The organism is Geothrix oryzae, assembly GCF_030295385.1.
GTDB lineage: Bacteria > Acidobacteriota > Holophagae > Holophagales > Holophagaceae > Geothrix > Geothrix oryzae.
In genome coordinates this window covers 2,511,797-2,527,648 of sequence record NZ_AP027079.1, presented here as the reverse complement: position 1 = coordinate 2,527,648, position 15,852 = coordinate 2,511,797, and the positions used below count along the sequence as shown (strand labels likewise).

Below are 15,852 nucleotides of genomic sequence, written 5' to 3'. Positions count from 1 at the left end.
TCAGCCGCCGCAGGTTTCGGGCTGCGGGGAGTCGGAGGCGTGGTTCACGAGGAAGGTCTGGACATCCTTGACCTGCTCGGGCTTCAGCAGGCCGTCGAGCTTCTCGGCGCCCTTCTTGTGCTTGCCTGCGGCGAAGTAGGCCTTCCACTGGGCCTGGGTCTTGGAGAGGGGCGTGATCTCCTTGGCGCTGCCGCCCGGGGCGTGGCAGGACTTGCAGTTCTTCTTGAAGAAGAACTTGCCCTTGGTGTCGCTGCCGCCCTGGGCGGCCAGCGAGGCCGATAGCGCCGCGACCACGGCGAGGAGCTTCAGGGTGTTCCGCATGGAGCACATCCTTTCTGGGGGAGAGTTGGGGGCAGGGCGACGCCATCCCGAGGTGGGAAGACGCTGAATTCAGGGTTTCCGCGGTGCCTCGGCGGAGGGACGCGGAAGGATCTCGCCATTGAGGATGATAGGGTGGACAACGAGGTCAAGTCGTTCGTGACTATGATCACTATTAATTAAATAACCACTAAGTAATTTGATTCCAAACCCTCGATTGGCATGGATCTGGAGCCTTCCAGCCGGCCGGAGACAGGGCTGCTATCGTGGGGATCCGAGGTTGGCCCCATGGATGAATCCCGTTCCCTCCCCACGCCCGAGCAGGATGCCGCCGTGACCCCCGTGATGGGCCCGGCGCTGAAGCGGCAGGTGCTGGTGTGCACCTCCAAGAGTTGCTCCGCCAACGGCTCCGAGGCGGTGCTGGAAGCCTTCAAGGCCCACCTGATCGACGAGGGGCTGCTGTTCTACAAGGGCAACCGGGAGGGCGAGGTGCAGTGCCTGCACTGTGGCTCCGTGGGCTTCTGCGCCATCGGTCCCGCGGTGCTCGTCTACCCCGATGGCATCTGGTACGCCCATGTCACGCCCGCGGATGTGCCCGAAATCATCGAAAGCCACCTGAAGGGCGGCGTGCCGGTGGAGCGGCTGGTGCGCAAGCGCCTGGGCTAGCGGCCGGACTGGCGGTCGGACTGGTTTTCCGCCTCGAACTCCTGCCGCTCTTCCGGGGTGTCCACATCGATCCACTCGGGCCCGTCACAGGGCAGGAGGAGATGGGGCAGGGCTTCCGTCAGGGCCATGAGGGACCGATGCGGCGCGGCGGCGAGGCGGGGCCGGAAACGGTCCGGGAGCCACCCGCCGAGGGGCTGGAGATGGCCCCCGTGCTGCGCCAGCACCCAGCGGGTGGCCTCGGGATCCGCGGCTTCGGCCCGCCGCGCCCAGGCTGCGAGCCGTTCCGGAGTCCAGCGCACCTGGTCGCAGGCCACCACCCACCACCGCCGGGGCGAGGCGGCCTCGGTCAAAGCCCAGGTCCGCAGGGCCGCAGCCGGCCCCTGGCGGGGGTCGTCGAAGACCGGCAGGTCGGGCCGGTCGGACAGCGGGGCGCCGAGCACCCGGATCGGCGCTCCTGGAAACACGGACTCGAAGACCCGCGCGAGGTGCCCCCCCCAGGTGCCTCCCTCCGGGTGCGCCAGCGCGTGCTTGGCGGCGCCCATGCGGCGGCTGCGCCCCCCGCTCAGGAGCAGCAGGCCGGCCTCTCCGGAGGTCATCCGCCGACCTGCCACATGCCTTGGGCGAACTCGGGCGTCTGTCCGCGGCGCATGGGGTGGCAGTCCAGTTTCTCGGTGAGGGCCTGGCGGATGAGGTGGGCGAGTTCCTCGTGGGAGGCGTGGTTCCGCAGGGGCTCCAGCAGGCCCACGGGCTTGTTCCCGAAGAGGCAGGCCTTCAGCTCCCCGCGGCTGGTGAGGCGCACGCGGTTGCAGCGGTCGCAGAAATCGGCGCTGAGGGTGGAGATGACGCCCACCTTGCCTTCGCTCCCGGACAGGCGGAAGATCCGCGCGGGGCCCTCCTCCAGGCCCACGACGGGCTCTTCCTCCAGCCCGGTGCCCAGGCCTTCCTGGACCGTGCGGAGGATCTCGTCGGCGGGCATGAACTGGTCCTTGCCCCAGCCATTGCCCTGGTAGGGCATGAACTCGATGAAGCGGACCTGGATCCCCTCGGTCCGGGCGAGGCGCGCCAGGGGGAGGATCTGGTCGTCGTTCCAGCCCCGCAGCACCACGGCGTTCAGCTTGGCCTTGAGACCCGCGGCCCGCGCGGCCTCGAGGCCCGCGAGCACCTTGGCGAGGCCATCCTTCCCTGTGAGGCGCTCGAAGGCGCCGCGTTCCGCGGCGTCCAGGCTCACATTCACCCCGCAGAGTCCGGCATCGCGCAGGCCCCGGGCCCGGCGGGCCAGGTGGATGCCGTTGGTGGTGAGGTGCACGCGGCCCTCCACCTCGGGGCTGATGCCCGCCACGAGGGTCTCCAGGTCGCGGCGCATCAGGGGCTCGCCGCCGGTGAGCCGGACCTTGCGGATGCCCAGGCGGGTGAACACCTTCACCAGTTGCACCACTTCGTTGCGGCTCATGACCGGGGGCTCGGCGCGCTCGAGGGCGCCGGTCCGCGGCTTGCAGTAGACGCAGGCCAGGTTGCACTGCTCCGTCACCGACACGCGCAGGTAGGTGATGCCCCGGTCCAGGCCATCCTTGAGACCGTCCTTGAGCCGCAGCATGCGGGGGGGCTGGCTGGTCGGCGGTAAGGGGAAGGGGGGAAGCACGGGCGCTCCGGATCCATCCAGCATGCGCGGAGTGGCCGGAAGCCGCGCGGCGGTTTTGCCCTCGATCACAGCCCCGGGGTCAGGGGGTTTCGGGGCAGAGCGGCAGGACCACCCGGAACCGCGCGCCCTGGCCGGGTTCGCTGTCGATCTTCAGCTCGCCGTGGTGGGCATCGACGATGCTCTGGCAGATGGAGAGCCCCAGCCCCCAGCCCTTGGCGGCGTCCCCGGCCTGGGTCTGTCCGAAGGGCTGGAGCAGCTCCTGGATCTTGGCCGGATCCAGGCCGCGGCCCGTGTCCCAGACCTCGAGGACCCAGGCGGCCCCGGCCCGGTCCACCGTGGACCGGAGGCCCACCTGGCCGCCTTCCGGCGTGAACTTGAGGGCGTTCTCGAAGAGGTTGAGCATCACCTGCTGGAGGGTGGCGGGATCGGCCAGGATGTCGACCCGCTCGGTCTCGGGGGAGATCTCCAGGTGGAAGTGGAGGCCCGCGGCCTCCGTCTTGAGCCGAAGCACCTCCTCGAAGCCTTCGGTGACCTCCGCGGGCGGGATCGGCACCAGCTTGAGGCTCTGGAGCAGCGCCTCGGACCGGCTCTGGTCGAGCAGGTTCCGCGCCAGGGCCTCGATGCGGTTGGCCTCCCGCTCCATCACATCGAGGAGATTGGTGTGGCCGGGGACGAGGTCGTGCAGGCGGTCGAGGGTGAGGAGGATCGTGGTGAGCGGCGAGCGGAGATCGTGCGTGACCATGTCCAGCAGCTTCAGCCGCTCTTCCAGGCTGCGCTTGATCTGCTGGTGGGCCTGCTCCAGGGCGCGGTTCTGGCGGGCGAGCAGGAGGGTGCGGTCCTCGATGGTCTCTTCCAGGTTCCGGGCCCGCTGGGCGAGGGCGTGGACGCGCAGCCAGAGGATCCAGCCGAGCAGGGCGATGAGGGCGAGGCCCAGCAGGCCCCGCACGAGCCAGCGCTCGTACCAGGCCGGCGCCACCTCGATGGAGACCGGGGTGCCCTCGGTCCAGGTCACGCCATCGGTGGAGGCCCGGAGGTGGAACCGGTAGAAGCCCGCCTTGAGGTTCCGGTACTGGAGCGTGAGGCTCTGGCTCACGGGCCGCCAGCCGTCGTCCACGCCCTGCAGGTAGGCCTGGTAGGAGATCCGGGAGGGCACCAGGGGATCCCCCGTGTCGAAGCTGAGATCGAGGAAGTCGGGGCGGGGCGGCACCTGGACGGTGAGCGGGGGCACCTGGGATCCGCCCGGCCAGCGCACCTCGAGCAGGGCGGGCGCGGGCAGGGGGGCGTTCCGGAAGGTCCGGACATCCTGCAGGATGCAGATTCCGCCGATCATGCCGATCCAGAAGCGCCCCTTGGAATCCAGCAGGAACCCGTCGTGGTTGGTCTCTTCGGAGATCAGGCCCTGGCTTCGGCTCAGGTGGTGCAGGGAGCGGCCCTCGAGGAAGGTCACGCCCTTGTTGTGGCCGATGGCCACGCGCCCCTGACCCACATCCACGATGAAGTTGATGCCTTCGTCGGGCAGGCCGTCCGCGATGCCGAAGCTCGCCCAGTGGCCGTCCATCCAGACATGCAGGCCCTTCATGGTGCCGATCCAGAGGCGCCCGCGCGCGTCCAGGCTGATGGCCGTCACCGTGGAGGCGGCGAAGGGCGCGTCGGTGAAGGTGCGCTGGAGGCGGCCATCCACGCGCTCCCAGAGGCCCGACGAGGTGGCCAGCAGCAGGCGGCCCTGGTAGGGGAGGATGTCGGGGATCGACTCCTCTCCGATCTCCGGGGGCAGGCGGAGGTGGGCCCGCAGGCGACCCTGGAGGTCGAGTTCGAAGAGTCCCTGATCGGTGCCGGCGAGGATCGTTCCGGCATGGTGGATCAGGGTCAGGACGGCCACCCGGGACATCTCCTTCGGGCCGGCCGAAGCCACGCGTCCCGCTTTCCAGTGGGCGAGGCCGCGGTCTGTGCCCACCCACACGCCGCCGCTCCCGTCCTGGAGCAGCTCCCAGATCGGGTTGGCCGGCATGCCGTTGGCGGTGGTCCAGTGCCCGGTGAGCCCCCGCCCCTCGTCCACCTGGTAGAGGCCCGTGCTGGAGCCCAGGAGGTAGCGTCCAGCGCCCAGTTCCTGCACGGCGGTGACGGCGGCCAGGTCCTTGCCCGCCAGCTGGGCGGTGCCGTCCACGGTCCAGAGCCCGGGCAGCGCCTGAGCCGCGAGGCCGTCGCCGTCGGAACCCACCCAGAGCACCCCGCGGCGATCGCGCATGGCGACGAAGATGCGGTCTCTCGGCAGACCCATGGCGGCGGTCAGCAGCCGGGCATGCTGGCCGTCCTCCTTCACCAGCACGCCATCGCCGCCAAGGGTGATCTGGTAGCCGCCCCCCCGCGCATCGAAGCGCAGGCTGACCATGCGGGGGGAAGGCGGCAGGCCCTCCAGCGGCTCCTTCACCCACTGACCTCGCTCCATGCGCAGAAGCGCCGTGTCCAGCAGGAGCCAGGCCCGCCCCTTCGGATCCACCTGCAGGTCGCGGATGCGGGTCTCGGCGGGCAGGGGCGGCAGGGGATACGGGTGGAGGCCCTGGGCATCCCAGCGGGCGACGAAGGTGTCCTGGCCCACGATCCAAAGCCCCTTGGCGTGGTCCCGGGCCAGCCGCCGGATGGGTCCGCCGGGCCACGGCGCGGGCAGCTGCACGGTGTGGAAGCGGCCCGCCTCCAGCCGGAACAGGCCCCGGCGGGTGCCCACCAGCACGCGGTCCTGATCGTCCAGGCCCAGGGCGACGGCATCGGAAGTCTCCAGCCCCTGGGCCGGGCCGTAGTTCAGGACGGTTTCACCGCGGATTTCAGAGACGCCCTCCTGGCTGGCGACCCAGATGCCGCCGGAGGCATCTTCCATGAGTCCCCGGATGAACAGGGCCTTGAGCCCCTGGGGCCCGGCGAAGGTCCGGAACCCCGAGGCTCCCAACCGCGCCACGCCGCCGGTGTTGGTGCCCACCCAAAGGAAGCCCTGGCGATCCTCCAGCAGGGCGGTGACCTGGCTTTGGGGGAGGCCGTCCCTCAGGCCATAGCGGCGGAAGGCGGGCTGCTGTCCCAAGAGGGGCAGGATGACCGTGGTGAAGCCCAGCCAAAGCCAGAGGAGGGTGGTGCGTCGAGGGAGCATGGTTCTTATCTGTGGAGACACCATCGGCACGCAAGGGGCTTGGCGTGATTCCGGTGTGGCATGGGACTATGAAAGCATGCTTGTGGACGCGCACTGCCATCTCACGGGGAGCTACCTGGCCCAGGACCAGATCGAGGCCACGCTGGCCCGCGCCCGGGCCGAGGGGGTGACCGGGTTCATCGCCGTGGGCACGGATCTGGAAGACTCCAGCGTGGTGCTGGCCTTGGCCCACCGGCTGCCAGGCGTCCAGGCGAGCCTGGGCGTGCATCCCCACGAAGCGAAGACCTGGACCCCGGAAACCGGGGCCGCCCTGGCGGCCCTGGCGGCGGATCCCTCGGTCCGCTTCATCGGCGAGACGGGTCTGGACTGGCACTACGACCTGAGCCCCCGGGACGAGCAGGAAGCCGTCTTCCGGGCCCAGATCCGCCTGGCGCTGGCCCTGGGCAAACCGCTCATGATCCACACGCGGTCCGCGCCGGAGGCCACCCTGCGGGTCCTGGAGGAGGAGGGCGCCGATCGGGTGAAGGGCATCATCCACTGCTTCAGCGAAGACCGCGCCTTCGCGGCCAGGGCCCTCGACCTCGGCTTCTACCTGAGCTTCTCGGGCATCGCCACCTTCAAGAAGGCCGAAGCGGTGCGCGAGGTGGCGGCCTGGGCGCCGGAGGACCGCATCCTGGTGGAGACGGACGCCCCCTTCCTGGCCCCAGTGCCGTACCGCGGGAAACCCAACGAACCCGGCTTCGTGCGCTTCACGGCTGAAGCCGTGGCCGGACTGCGGGGCATCTCCGCGGGGAAGCTCGCCGACCTCACCACCCGCAACCTGGAGGCCCTGTGCGGCTGGGCACCCTCTTCCTGAGCGCTGCGGCCCTGGCCGCCGGCCCGATTCTGGCGGCCGCCCCTCCTCCGCTGCCAGGGCCGCTGTCAGGGCAAGGCGAGGCGGCCCCCGTGCCGGGACGCCCCTCGCTGCCGTGGGAGCATGCCTCCCCCCTCGGCTGGCAGGCGGAGCCCTGGGTGGCGCCCCAGGGAACGATCCAGGGAGGGGCGGCCCTGCCCGAAGCCTCCAGCGGGCCCATGATCATCCACCTGTCCGGCGACGGCACCCTCCGGATCAGCGATGCGCGGGGTCTGATCCGCCTGCAGATCGGCCTGCCCGGTCGCCCCCTGCGGGCCTGGCGGGATGGGGGCGTCCCCCTGGCGGCACCCTCGGGCGCCTGGGGGTTCCCCACGGATTCCGCCCTGACCGGGGGATTCGGCAACCTGCGTTGGTGCGCGGACGATTTCCGGCCCTTCCTCCGGGGCCTGCTCTGGGTGCTGGAGGATGGCGAGGGATTTCTCAGCGTGGTGCATCCCGCCACGGCCCGGGTGATCCACCTGCCGCTGCCCCCGGGGAGGGACCTGCGGATCCGCTTCCTCCCCGATCGGCTGGAGGTGGCGGCGGGCGATGTGGAGAAGGGCGCGCCCCGGCAGTGGTCGATCCCCTGGATGGGCCTGCTGCCCCGGCTGGCCGCCCTGGGGCCCCACCCGGATCCGCCCAAGGCCGGCACCGCCCTCGCGCCCTTTCCCAAAGACTGAAGACTGAAGACTGAAGACTTAGGAACTGGCACGACCCTGGCTGTCTCATTCCCCGGAACCGACCTTTAGGGTCCCGGCATTCCATTCCAGCGGAGGCTCCATGAACGCGACCTTCACCTCTACCCGGCTCGCAGCGGCACTCCTGCTTCCCGCGGCCTTCGTGAGCGCCGCACCCCAGGCCCCAGTCTCGGCCCCGGCCGACGAAGACACCTACCAGGGCGAGGCCCCGGAACGCTACGCCATGGTGCGGGCCCTGGAGGGGGATGTCCGCATCCGGAAGGGCGACCTCGATGAAACCCTGAGCCGGGGCACCCCCATCGCCGAGGGCGATGTCGTGGAAAGCCGCGGTCGTGGCGTTCTGCAACTGGGGGACGGCACCCGGATCGCCTTCGGCGGCGCCACGCGCTTCACTGTCGCGACCCTCTTCACCGACCGCAAGGGCGAAAAACAGGTGCTGCTCCGCTTGGACTACGGCCGGCTCCGCGTGCTGCTGGGCGGGCAGTCCGACGCGCGCTTCCGGGTGGACACGCCCTCGGGCACGGCCACCTGCTTCGACAAGGGCGCCTTCACGGTGGAGGCCGAGCGGGACCGCATCGTCCGTCTGAAGGTCCACACCGGCCGGGTGACCTTCGCCAATGAGCGGGGCGAAGCCCGCGTCGCCGCCGGGGAGCGCCTGACGGTGTACAGCCCCCAGGACGGCCTGGACCGGGTGCGCAGCTTCAACACTTACGATGGCGACGACTTCGACCGGTGGAGCGAGCGCGCGGTGGTCATCAAGCGCGGCGAGAGCTGGGACCGCGTCCCCTCCGAGATCCGCTACTACGCCGACGACCTCGACGACCATGGCCGCTGGGTCAATTCCGGCGAGTTCGGCTGGGTCTGGCAGCCCAACGGCGTCGCCGAGGACTGGCGCCCCTACTACCAGGGCCGCTGGGCCCCCTACTCGGGCGGCATGACCTGGGTCTCCGACGAGCCCTGGGCCTATGTGGCCTACCACCACGGCCGCTGGCACTGGAGCCTGGGTGTGGGCTGGTTCTGGATCCCCGGCGTCTACTACAGTCCCGCCTGGGTAGCCTGGAACCACACGCCCGGCTACTACGGCTGGGCGCCCCTGGGCTACTACAACACGCCCTGCCACTGGGGCTACGGCGCCTGGGGCGGCGGCTACGCCTGGAATGTCGTGTCCATCAACTACATCAACGCACCGCATGTGCACACGCGCATCTACTCGGACGCGACGGTCCTCCGGGGCTTCAACGGCGCCACCGGCGGCACCACCTGGACAGGGGGCGGCCGGGACCTCCGCGCGCCCTGGCAGCGCTCTCCCCTGGTCGTCTCCCAGGCCGAGTTCCGCAATCCCGGTCAGATGCAGTCGGCCTTCCAGCGCGATGTGAACCGGGACCGCCTGATGGCCTACGAGCGCCAGGCCCAGGCCACCACAGGACGCACCATCATCCGACGCGCCCCCGCGCCGGTGGGACCCGCCGGGGATGCCCGCCCCGGTTCCCCGGTGGGCGGCGGCGTCCGGGCGCCCTTTGAAGATCGCAGCCGGATCCAGGGTTCCGAGCGCCCCCTGGGCCCGCGCGAGCGCGTCCACGAGGAGCGTCCCGCAGACCGCAGCCGCGAGGTCGCCACGCCGCAGGATCGCCGCGTCGACCCGGCCCCCCGGGACCGGGGTGTGGAATCCCGTCCCCGGACCGAGGAGCGGCGGGTGGATCCGGCCCCTCGGGAGCGGACCGTGGAGCCCCGTCCGCGCGAACGCACCGTCGAGCCGCGCCCCGCGGAAGAGCGGCGCATCGAGGTGGCCCCCCGGTCCCGGCCCGCAGAATCCCGCCCGATCGAATCCCGCCCCCAGATCAACCGGGAAGAGCGGCGGCCCGATCCACAGCCGCGGCAGGTGGAACGGGAATCCCGGCCCGCGCCCCGGGCCGAGCCGCCCCGGGAGAGGCCCCGGGAGTCCGCTCCCGAGCCCCGTTCGGAGCCGGCGCCTTCCCGTCCCTCCGGCGGCGAGGGCCGGGGCGGGGGGCGCGAGATCCGGCGCTGATCCCTCCGCAATACAGAAGGGGCCCCGATCGGGGCCCCTTCTGTATTGCCGCCGCGGGTGGACGGGATCAGATCACATCGACCGGGTAGCTTCCCTTCTGGATCAGTTCGCTGGCGATGCGGCCGCGCAGGCGGGCGCTGCTGGTGGGGTGGAACTCCGTGAAGGCCCTCACGCCGGCCAGGGCGTGCCGCAGGGCCTCGCCCTCGACCACATCCGCGCAGAGCATGCGGGCGTCGCCGTGGACCTTGTGCCAGCTCTCGTTGACATAGAGTTCGGTGATGTCCCGGGCGATCTGGGCCCAGCGGTGGCCGGACTCGACCATGCGCTCGGCGCGCACCACGGCGCTCTCCATGGCGTAGATTTCCATGAGCATGTTGCTCATGCGGGCCATGACCTCCTGGTTGTCGATGAGCTTCTGGCCCAGCACCTGCACGGCGAGGCCCGCGGCCAGCATGCACTGGCGCTTGCTGAGCTCGACGCCGTGCTTCAGGCGGGCCAGGGGACCCGTGAAGCTCTCGGCCTTGGGCGGGTTCGAAATCTCCTTGGCCACCTGCTGGCCGAACTGCATGAGGGGCAGCTCGTTCTTCATGGCGCGCTTGAGCAGCGTGCCGGCGATGAGGAGGCGGTTGATCTCGTTGGTGCCCTCGAAGATGCGGTTGATGCGGCAGTCGCGCAGGGCCTTCTCGGGGGGGTACTCGGCGCTGAAGCCGTAGCCGCCAAAGGCCTGCACGGCTTCGTCCGCCACGGAGAAGAGGGCTTCGCTGGCCCACACCTTGGAGATGCTGCACTCGATGGTGTACTGGTCGATGGCGGCCATCTTGTCGGCGCCGGCGGTGGGGCTGTCCCAGCTGGTGGCGTGCAGGGCCTCGTCGATGTAGCCGGTGGTCCGGAAGTTCAGGGCCTCGCAGACGAAGATCTTGGTGGCCATGTCCGCCAGCTTCTGCTGGATGAGCCCGAACGAGTTGATGGGCTTCCCGAACTGCTGGCGCTCCGAGGTGTACTTGATGGCGTATTCAAGGATCCGCTTCATGCCGCCCTGGCTGCCCACGCCCAGCTTGAAGCGGCCGATGTTGAGGATGCCGAAGGCGATCTTGTGGCCCTTGCCCAGCTCGCCCAGCAGGCGGTCCTTGGGAATGCGGCAGTTCTCCAGGATGACGGTGCGGGTGGAGCTGCCCTTGATGCCGAGCTTCTTCTCCTCGGCTCCCGTGCTGATGCCGGGGTCGTTCTTTTCGACGATGAAGGCGCTGAAGTGCTGACCGTCCACCTTGGCGAAGATGATGAAGACATCGGCGAAACCGGCGTTGGTGATCCACATCTTGGTGCCGTTGAGCACCCAGCTGTCGCCATCCAGCACGGCCGTGGCCTTGGCGCCCAGGGCATCGGAGCCGCTGCCGGCCTCGGTGAGGGCGTAGGCGGCCAGCCATTCGCCCGTGGCCAGCTTGGGGAGGTAATGCTTCTTCTGGGCCTCGGTGCCGAAGTAGACGATGGGCAGGGTGCCGATGCCGGTGTTGGCGCTGTAGCTCACGGCGAAGCTGCCCTGCTTGCTCATCTCCTCGAGCACGAGCATGGCGGACCGCTTGTCCACATCCATGCCGTCGTAGGCCTCGGGGATCTCCAGACCCAGCAGCCCCAGCTCGCCGGCCTTCTTCATGAGCTCGATGGTGAGGGGGAGGTCCAGCTTGTCGATCTGCTCATCCCGGGGCAGCACTTCGCCCTGGATGAAATCCCGGGCGGCCCGGGCGAATTCCTTGGCATCGTCGCCGAATTCCTCGGGGGTGAACTGGGGCAGGGCCCCGATGGGGGTCATGAGGAAACTGCCCCCCTTGACCTGCTCTGCAGCGGTGGTGCTCATCTCTGTCCTCCAGATTGGGTAGGGATCACGATGGGCGGGAGGGGGCGGCTTGGCTAGCCTCTACCTTCGGTCAACGCGGCCAGGGTCTGTTTCAATGGAAGGTTCCAGGAGGTCGAATGCCGGAAGGCAGGCAAGTGCAGCAGATGTTCTCGGCCATCGCCGGGAAGTACGATGTCTTGAACCATGTGCTCTCCGGCGGCGTGGACTTCTGGTGGTGGTGGCGCATGGCGCGGAAGTCGGGCGCGGCTCCCGGGAAGCGCTTCCTGGATGTGGCCGCGGGCACGGGCGACTCCAGCCTGGCCCTGGCCCGCCGCGGGGCGGAGGTGGTCAGCACGGACTTCACGCACGCCATGCTGCGCCTGGGGCCGGCCAAGTTCCGCCGGAAGGGCTTCGCGGGCCTGATCTGGGCCTCCAGTGATGCGGATGCCCAGCGGCTGCCCTTCCGGGATGCCAGCTTCGACGGCCTCACCATCTGCTACGGGATCCGCAATGTGGAGGACCGGACCCGGGCCTACGCCGAGTTCCTGCGTGTGCTGCGCCCCGGCGGCCAGCTCACCATCCTGGAGTTCAGCACGCCCGTGCTGCCGGGCCTCAAGGCCTTCTACGACTGGTACAGCCTGCGCGTGCTGCCCCGCATCGGCGCCTGGATCAGCGGCGACGCCTCGGCCTATACCTACCTCCCCGAGAGCATCCGGGGCTTCCCGGCCCAGCGGGCCCTGGCCACCGAACTGGAGGCCGCGGGCTTCCGCCAGGTGGGCTGGACGAACCTCACGGGGGGCATCGTGGCCCTGCACACGGGCTTGAAGTAGGGTCAGGCCCCCAGCTGGTGGCGTTCCTCCACCATGCGGTCGATGACGGCCACCACCTCCTCGCTGGCCCGCTCGGCCTGCTCGAAGTGGGAGACCACGCGCCGCTGGATGTCCGGGTCGCTCTGCCAGCGCTGCGCGAGGAGGCCGACGGCCTCGTGGATGTGCCCGTGGACCTGGGCGTGGGGAGCCTCCAGCCGGGGGTAGGAAGGCACCTGGGAGAACTGCTGCAGACCCTGGCCTTCGTAGTACCACTGGCCCAGGCGGCAGCCGCGATGATCGGTCTGGATGGCCCGAGCCTCCACGGAATCCGTGCCCTGGTTCACCGCCCGATAGCCGTTCTGCTTGAAGAGGAAGTGATCCACCTTCACCAGGGAGGCGAAGCTGACATCCTGCGCCCGGGACACCTGCCGCAGCGAGGTGCGCGCCGCGTCCGCGAAGCGGCGGACCCGGCTGCTGAACGCCGTGACGGCGGTCTGGGAGCTCTCGGTGATCGCCTTCACCTGCTGGGATTCGTCCAGCATCCGCGTGGTGGCCTGGGCGAAGGAGTCGAGGGTGGCGGCGATGCTGGCGGCGGCATCCTTGGTGTTCTCGGAGAGGGTGCGGACCTCCTCGGCCACCACGGCGAAGCCCTTGCCCACATCCCCGGCGTGGGCGGCCTCGATGGCGGCGTTCAGGGCCAGCAGGTTGGTGCGGTCCGCCACATCGGTGATCACCTGGACGATCTGGGTGATCTCCGTGCTCTTCTCGTGGATGAGTTCGATCTGCGCGTTCGTGCTGCCCACCATCTCGGCCATCCGGTCGAGGTCCGCCACGATGGTCTCGATCGTGCTGCGGCTGCCGTCGGCGTCCTCGGCCGTCTCGCGGGAGAGGTCGCCCACGGTGCCCAGCTCCTTCGTCATGGTGAGGAGGTAGTCCTGGATGGAGCGCAGGTTCTGGATGAGGTTGCCGCTGTTCAGGTCGGTGACCTTGGCGATGAGCTTCTCCTTCAGGGCCATCTGCTGGACCTGGCCCAGGCTCTCCACCGAAACATTGATGCGGGTCATGCCGTCCTTGAAGGCGCCGTGGAGGCCCTGGTCCATGGCCATGCGGTAGGTCTGGCCGCGGCTGGCGTGGTCGAAGGCGGACACGACCTCGCGGAAGTACGCCTCCTGCTGATCCAGGAGGTCGTTGAGGGCCCAGGAGAGCTTCTCCGTGGCGCCGCCCTTCTTGATGTGGGTGATCCGCTGGTCCAGGTTGCCCTGGGCCGCCTCCTGCAGGTTCGTGGCCAGCCGATCGATGGCGTACAGGATGCGGTGGGTCGTCCAGAGCGTGAGGGCGAGCAGGGCGAGGATCAGCCCCAGGAGGAGGCCCAATCGGAGATCCAGCCCCTTCGAGCCCACCGCGAAGTAGGCGAAGACCAGGAACAGGCCGAGGGTCGCGGCGACGAGGTAGTGGACCCTAGAGCCCAAGGACAAATTCTTCATAGCCCATGCCCTTCTCTTCGAGTGTCCGGTGGAGGATCGCCTGGGAGGCCTTCATGCCCGCCTGGCCGTCTCCGGCCTTGCGCTCGGCCTCGAGCATGGTCCGGTAGAGGGTGCTGACGGCCTTCACGGCTTCGGTCCGGGGCTTGCGACGCACGGAGTAGTAGCCGATCACCTCGCCCCGGTGGTCGAAGGACGGCGTGATGTTCGCGAAGACCCAGTAGAAGCTGCCGTCCTTGGCGAGGTTCTTCACATAGGCGCAGATCTCCCGCTTGGCCTGGAGGGTGTCCCAGAGGAGCTTGAAGACCGACCGGGGCATGTCCGGGTGCCGGAGGATGTTGTGGGGGGCGCCCAGCAGCTCCTCCTCCGAATAGCCGGAGATGCCGATGAAGATGCGGTTGCCGTAGGTGATCAGACCCTTCAGGTCGGTCTTGGAGACGATGAAATCATCCTCTTCCAGGACGCGCTCCTGCTGGGTCGGCTGGGGCCTGCTGCTCATGAGGGAGTCTCCACCCGACTGGTATCGGGTGTTTCGGGCCCGGTGGGTGAGTTTTGACGACCTCGGGGTCCGTGGTCAGGAGAGGGGGTATCTCCCCTGCTCGATCAGGGCCTGGGTGATGCGGTTCCGCAGGACGGAGAGGGGGGCGGGACTGGGAGCGTGCATGGCCAGCAGGTCCGCGACCAGGGCATCGAGGACGGCGTCGGAGGCCAGTTCGGCGGCCAGCATCCGGGCCTCGCCCTGCACGCGGTTCCAGGCCTCCTGGGCGTAGACCTCAGCCAGGTCCCGGGCGAGGGCGGCCCACCGGTGCCCGGCCTCGATCATGCGCCGGGCCCGGATGACCGCCGATTCCATGGCGTAGATCTCCAGCAGCAGGTTGCTGATGCGCGCGGAGGCCTCCTGATTGTCCAGAATTTTCGGGCCCCAGTCGGATTGGGCCAGGGCGATGACCTTCAGGGCCCGGGCCTTGGCCAGGGCGATGGTGCGGAGCAGGGGATCCTCGGGGAGATCCAGGGGGGCCGCGGCGGTCTCGACCAGCGGCAGCCCCTCGGGTCCGCCGCAGCGCTTGAGGAAGGTGCCGGCGATAAGCAGGCGGTTGATCTCGTTGGTGCCCTCGAAGATGCGGTTGATGCGGCAGTCCCGGTAGATCTTCTCGGCGGGGTACTCGGCGCTGAAGCCCGCGCCGCCGAAGGTCTGCACGGCGTCGTCCGCGGTGGCGAAGAGGGCCTCGCTGCCCCACACCTTGGCCATGGAGGCTTCCACGGCGTACTCCTCGATGGCCCTCATCTTGTCGGCGCCTGCGGTCTCGCTCTCCCAGCTGGTGCGGGCCAGGGCCTCGTCCAGGTAGCCGATGGTGCGGAAGTTCATGCTCTCGCCCACGAAGATCCGCACGGCCATGTTCGCCAGCTTCTGCTGGATGAGGCCGAAGGCCGTGAGCGGCTTGCCGAACTGGGTGCGCTCCCCGGCGTATTTCAGGGTGTATTCCAGCACCCGCTTGCCGGCCCCCGCGGAACTGGCGCCCAGCTTGAAGCGGCCGATGTTCAGGATGCCGAAGGCGATGCGGGCGCCCTTGCCCTTGCCGCCCAGCAGGCGGTCCTCGGGGATGCGGCAGTTCTCCAGGATGACGGTGCGGGTGGAGCTGCCCTTGATGCCCAGCTTCTTCTCCTCGGCGCCGGTGCTCACGCCGGGATCGGTCTTCTCGATGATGAAGGCGCTGAGGTGGGTGCCGTTGATCTTGGCGAAGACGACGAAGACATCGGCGAAACCGGCATTGGTGATCCAGGCCTTGGTGCCGTTCAGCACCCAGTGACCGTCCTCCAGCACCGCGGTGGCCTTGGCGCCCAGGGCGTCGGAGCCGCTGCCGGCTTCCGTCAGCGCGTAGGCCGCCACCCACTCGCCGCTCGCCAGCTTCGGCAGGTATTTCGACTTCTGGGCGTGGTTCCCGAAGTAGACGATGGGCAGGGTGCCGATGCTGGTGTGGGCCCCGTAGCTGGTGGAGAAGCTGGCCTGCTTGGCCATCTCCTCCAGCACCAGGAGGGCGGTCTTCTTGTCGAGGTCCAGGCCGCCGTAGGCCTCGGGGATCTCGATGCCCAGGATGCCCAGCTCGCCGGCCTTGCCGAGCAGTTCCCGGTTCAGCTCCAGGTCGAGGCGGTCGATGGCCTCGTCCCGGGGCATGACCTCGCCGTTCATGAAGTCCCGGGCGGCTTCGGCGATGGCGAGCGCCTCTTCGCTGCTGTCCTCGGGCGTGAACTGCCGCAGAGAGCCCGCGGGGTGGAACATGAAACTGCCACCGCGCACGGGCAGCAGGCTGGTCTCGGCCATAACGGACCTCCCGACCTCCTGATCATCTACCCGAAG

The 15,852-nt window shown here is 69.4% G+C and carries 13 protein-coding genes; 5 read left to right on the top strand and 8 right to left on the bottom strand.

The features are described from left to right. A complete protein-coding gene (locus tag QUD34_RS11595; RefSeq protein ID WP_286353866.1) occupies positions 1–321 on the bottom strand; it encodes a c-type cytochrome in 321 nt (106 codons plus the stop codon). Positions 322–606: 285 nt separating this feature from the next. Between QUD34_RS11595 and QUD34_RS11590 the strand changes: the two genes are divergently transcribed. After that, a complete protein-coding gene (locus QUD34_RS11590; RefSeq protein ID WP_286353865.1) occupies positions 607–984 on the top strand; it encodes a (2Fe-2S) ferredoxin domain-containing protein in 378 nt (125 codons plus the stop codon). Here QUD34_RS11590 and mobA read toward each other — a convergent pair. The 3 genes from mobA to QUD34_RS11575 all read right to left on the bottom strand — a co-directional run bounded on the left by mobA (position 981) and on the right by QUD34_RS11575 (position 5,759). Then, positions 981–1,580, bottom strand: coding sequence for a molybdenum cofactor guanylyltransferase (gene mobA / locus QUD34_RS11585; protein ID WP_286353864.1), 600 nt, complete (start codon positions 1,578–1,580; stop codon positions 981–983). The genes QUD34_RS11590 and mobA overlap by 4 nt on opposite strands. Then, positions 1,577–2,623 carry a GTP 3',8-cyclase MoaA gene (gene moaA / locus QUD34_RS11580; protein WP_286353863.1) on the bottom strand — a complete coding sequence of 349 codons (1,047 nt, stop codon included), beginning with the start codon at positions 2,621–2,623 and terminating at the stop codon, positions 1,577–1,579. Before moaA ends, mobA begins: the two co-directional genes overlap by 4 nt. Positions 2,624–2,702: 79 nt before the next feature. Beyond that, complete coding sequence (locus QUD34_RS11575) at positions 2,703–5,759, bottom strand: sensor histidine kinase (RefSeq protein WP_286353862.1); 3,057 nt, start codon at positions 5,757–5,759, stop codon at positions 2,703–2,705. A 76-nt stretch (positions 5,760–5,835) separates the two neighbouring features. On the opposite strand from QUD34_RS11575, the gene QUD34_RS11570 reads away from it, so the two are divergent. The 3 genes from QUD34_RS11570 (at position 5,836) to QUD34_RS11560 (ending at position 9,375) form a co-directional block, all read left to right on the top strand. Next, the gene (locus QUD34_RS11570) at positions 5,836–6,615 is read left to right on the top strand and encodes a TatD family hydrolase (protein WP_286353861.1); all 780 of its coding nucleotides are present in this window, start codon (positions 5,836–5,838) and stop codon (positions 6,613–6,615) included. Continuing rightward, entirely contained in the window at positions 6,591–7,331 is a 741-nt protein-coding gene (locus QUD34_RS11565) for a hypothetical protein (protein WP_286353860.1), read from the top strand. Before QUD34_RS11570 ends, QUD34_RS11565 begins: the two co-directional genes overlap by 25 nt. Before the next feature lie 100 nt (positions 7,332–7,431). Beyond that, positions 7,432–9,375, top strand: coding sequence for a DUF6600 domain-containing protein (locus tag QUD34_RS11560; protein ID WP_286353859.1), 1,944 nt, complete (start codon positions 7,432–7,434; stop codon positions 9,373–9,375). 67 nt (positions 9,376–9,442) lie between these two features. Here QUD34_RS11560 and QUD34_RS11555 read toward each other — a convergent pair whose 3' ends face one another. Next, positions 9,443–11,227, bottom strand: a complete 1,785-nt coding sequence (locus QUD34_RS11555) for an acyl-CoA dehydrogenase FadE (RefSeq protein ID WP_286353858.1) — start codon at positions 11,225–11,227, stop codon at positions 9,443–9,445. A gap of 116 nt (positions 11,228–11,343) precedes the next feature. Here QUD34_RS11555 and QUD34_RS11550 point away from each other — a divergent pair, with 116 nt between their 5' ends. After that, entirely contained in the window at positions 11,344–12,036 is a 693-nt protein-coding gene (locus QUD34_RS11550) for a class I SAM-dependent methyltransferase (protein ID WP_286353857.1), read from the top strand. A gap of 2 nt (positions 12,037–12,038) precedes the next feature. Here the strand turns inward: QUD34_RS11550 and QUD34_RS11545 are convergent, their stop codons facing one another. The 3 genes from QUD34_RS11545 to QUD34_RS11535 form a co-directional block, all read right to left on the bottom strand. After that, positions 12,039–13,499 carry a methyl-accepting chemotaxis protein gene (locus tag QUD34_RS11545; protein ID WP_286353856.1) on the bottom strand — a complete coding sequence of 487 codons (1,461 nt, stop codon included), beginning with the start codon at positions 13,497–13,499 and terminating at the stop codon, positions 12,039–12,041. Beyond that, positions 13,474–13,995 (bottom strand): PAS domain-containing protein, encoded by a 522-nt coding sequence (locus QUD34_RS11540; protein ID WP_286353855.1) that lies wholly within the window; start codon positions 13,993–13,995, stop codon positions 13,474–13,476. Before QUD34_RS11540 ends, QUD34_RS11545 begins: the two co-directional genes overlap by 26 nt. Before the next feature lie 75 nt (positions 13,996–14,070). Continuing rightward, a complete protein-coding gene (locus tag QUD34_RS11535) occupies positions 14,071–15,816 on the bottom strand; it encodes an acyl-CoA dehydrogenase FadE (RefSeq protein WP_286353854.1) in 1,746 nt (581 codons plus the stop codon). Positions 15,817–15,852 lie beyond the last annotated feature (36 nt).

Excerpts from the sequence above, each read along its gene's own strand:
- QUD34_RS11595 (WP_286353866.1), bottom strand. The coding sequence starts at position 321 with ATGCGGAACACCCTGAAGCTCCTCGCCGTGGTCGCGGCGCTATCGGCC.
- QUD34_RS11590 (WP_286353865.1), top strand. The coding sequence starts at position 607 with ATGGATGAATCCCGTTCCCTCCCCACGCCCGAGCAGGATGCCGCCGTG.
- mobA (WP_286353864.1), bottom strand. The coding sequence starts at position 1,580 with ATGACCTCCGGAGAGGCCGGCCTGCTGCTCCTGAGCGGGGGGCGCAGC.
- QUD34_RS11575 (WP_286353862.1), bottom strand. The coding sequence starts at position 5,759 with ATGCTCCCTCGACGCACCACCCTCCTCTGGCTTTGGCTGGGCTTCACC.
- QUD34_RS11570 (WP_286353861.1), top strand. The coding sequence starts at position 5,836 with ATGCTTGTGGACGCGCACTGCCATCTCACGGGGAGCTACCTGGCCCAG.
- QUD34_RS11560 (WP_286353859.1), top strand. The coding sequence starts at position 7,432 with ATGAACGCGACCTTCACCTCTACCCGGCTCGCAGCGGCACTCCTGCTT.
- QUD34_RS11555 (WP_286353858.1), bottom strand. The coding sequence starts at position 11,227 with ATGAGCACCACCGCTGCAGAGCAGGTCAAGGGGGGCAGTTTCCTCATG.
- QUD34_RS11550 (WP_286353857.1), top strand. The coding sequence starts at position 11,344 with ATGCCGGAAGGCAGGCAAGTGCAGCAGATGTTCTCGGCCATCGCCGGG.
- QUD34_RS11545 (WP_286353856.1), bottom strand. The coding sequence starts at position 13,499 with ATGAAGAATTTGTCCTTGGGCTCTAGGGTCCACTACCTCGTCGCCGCG.
- QUD34_RS11540 (WP_286353855.1), bottom strand. The coding sequence starts at position 13,995 with ATGAGCAGCAGGCCCCAGCCGACCCAGCAGGAGCGCGTCCTGGAAGAG.
- QUD34_RS11535 (WP_286353854.1), bottom strand. The coding sequence starts at position 15,816 with ATGGCCGAGACCAGCCTGCTGCCCGTGCGCGGTGGCAGTTTCATGTTC.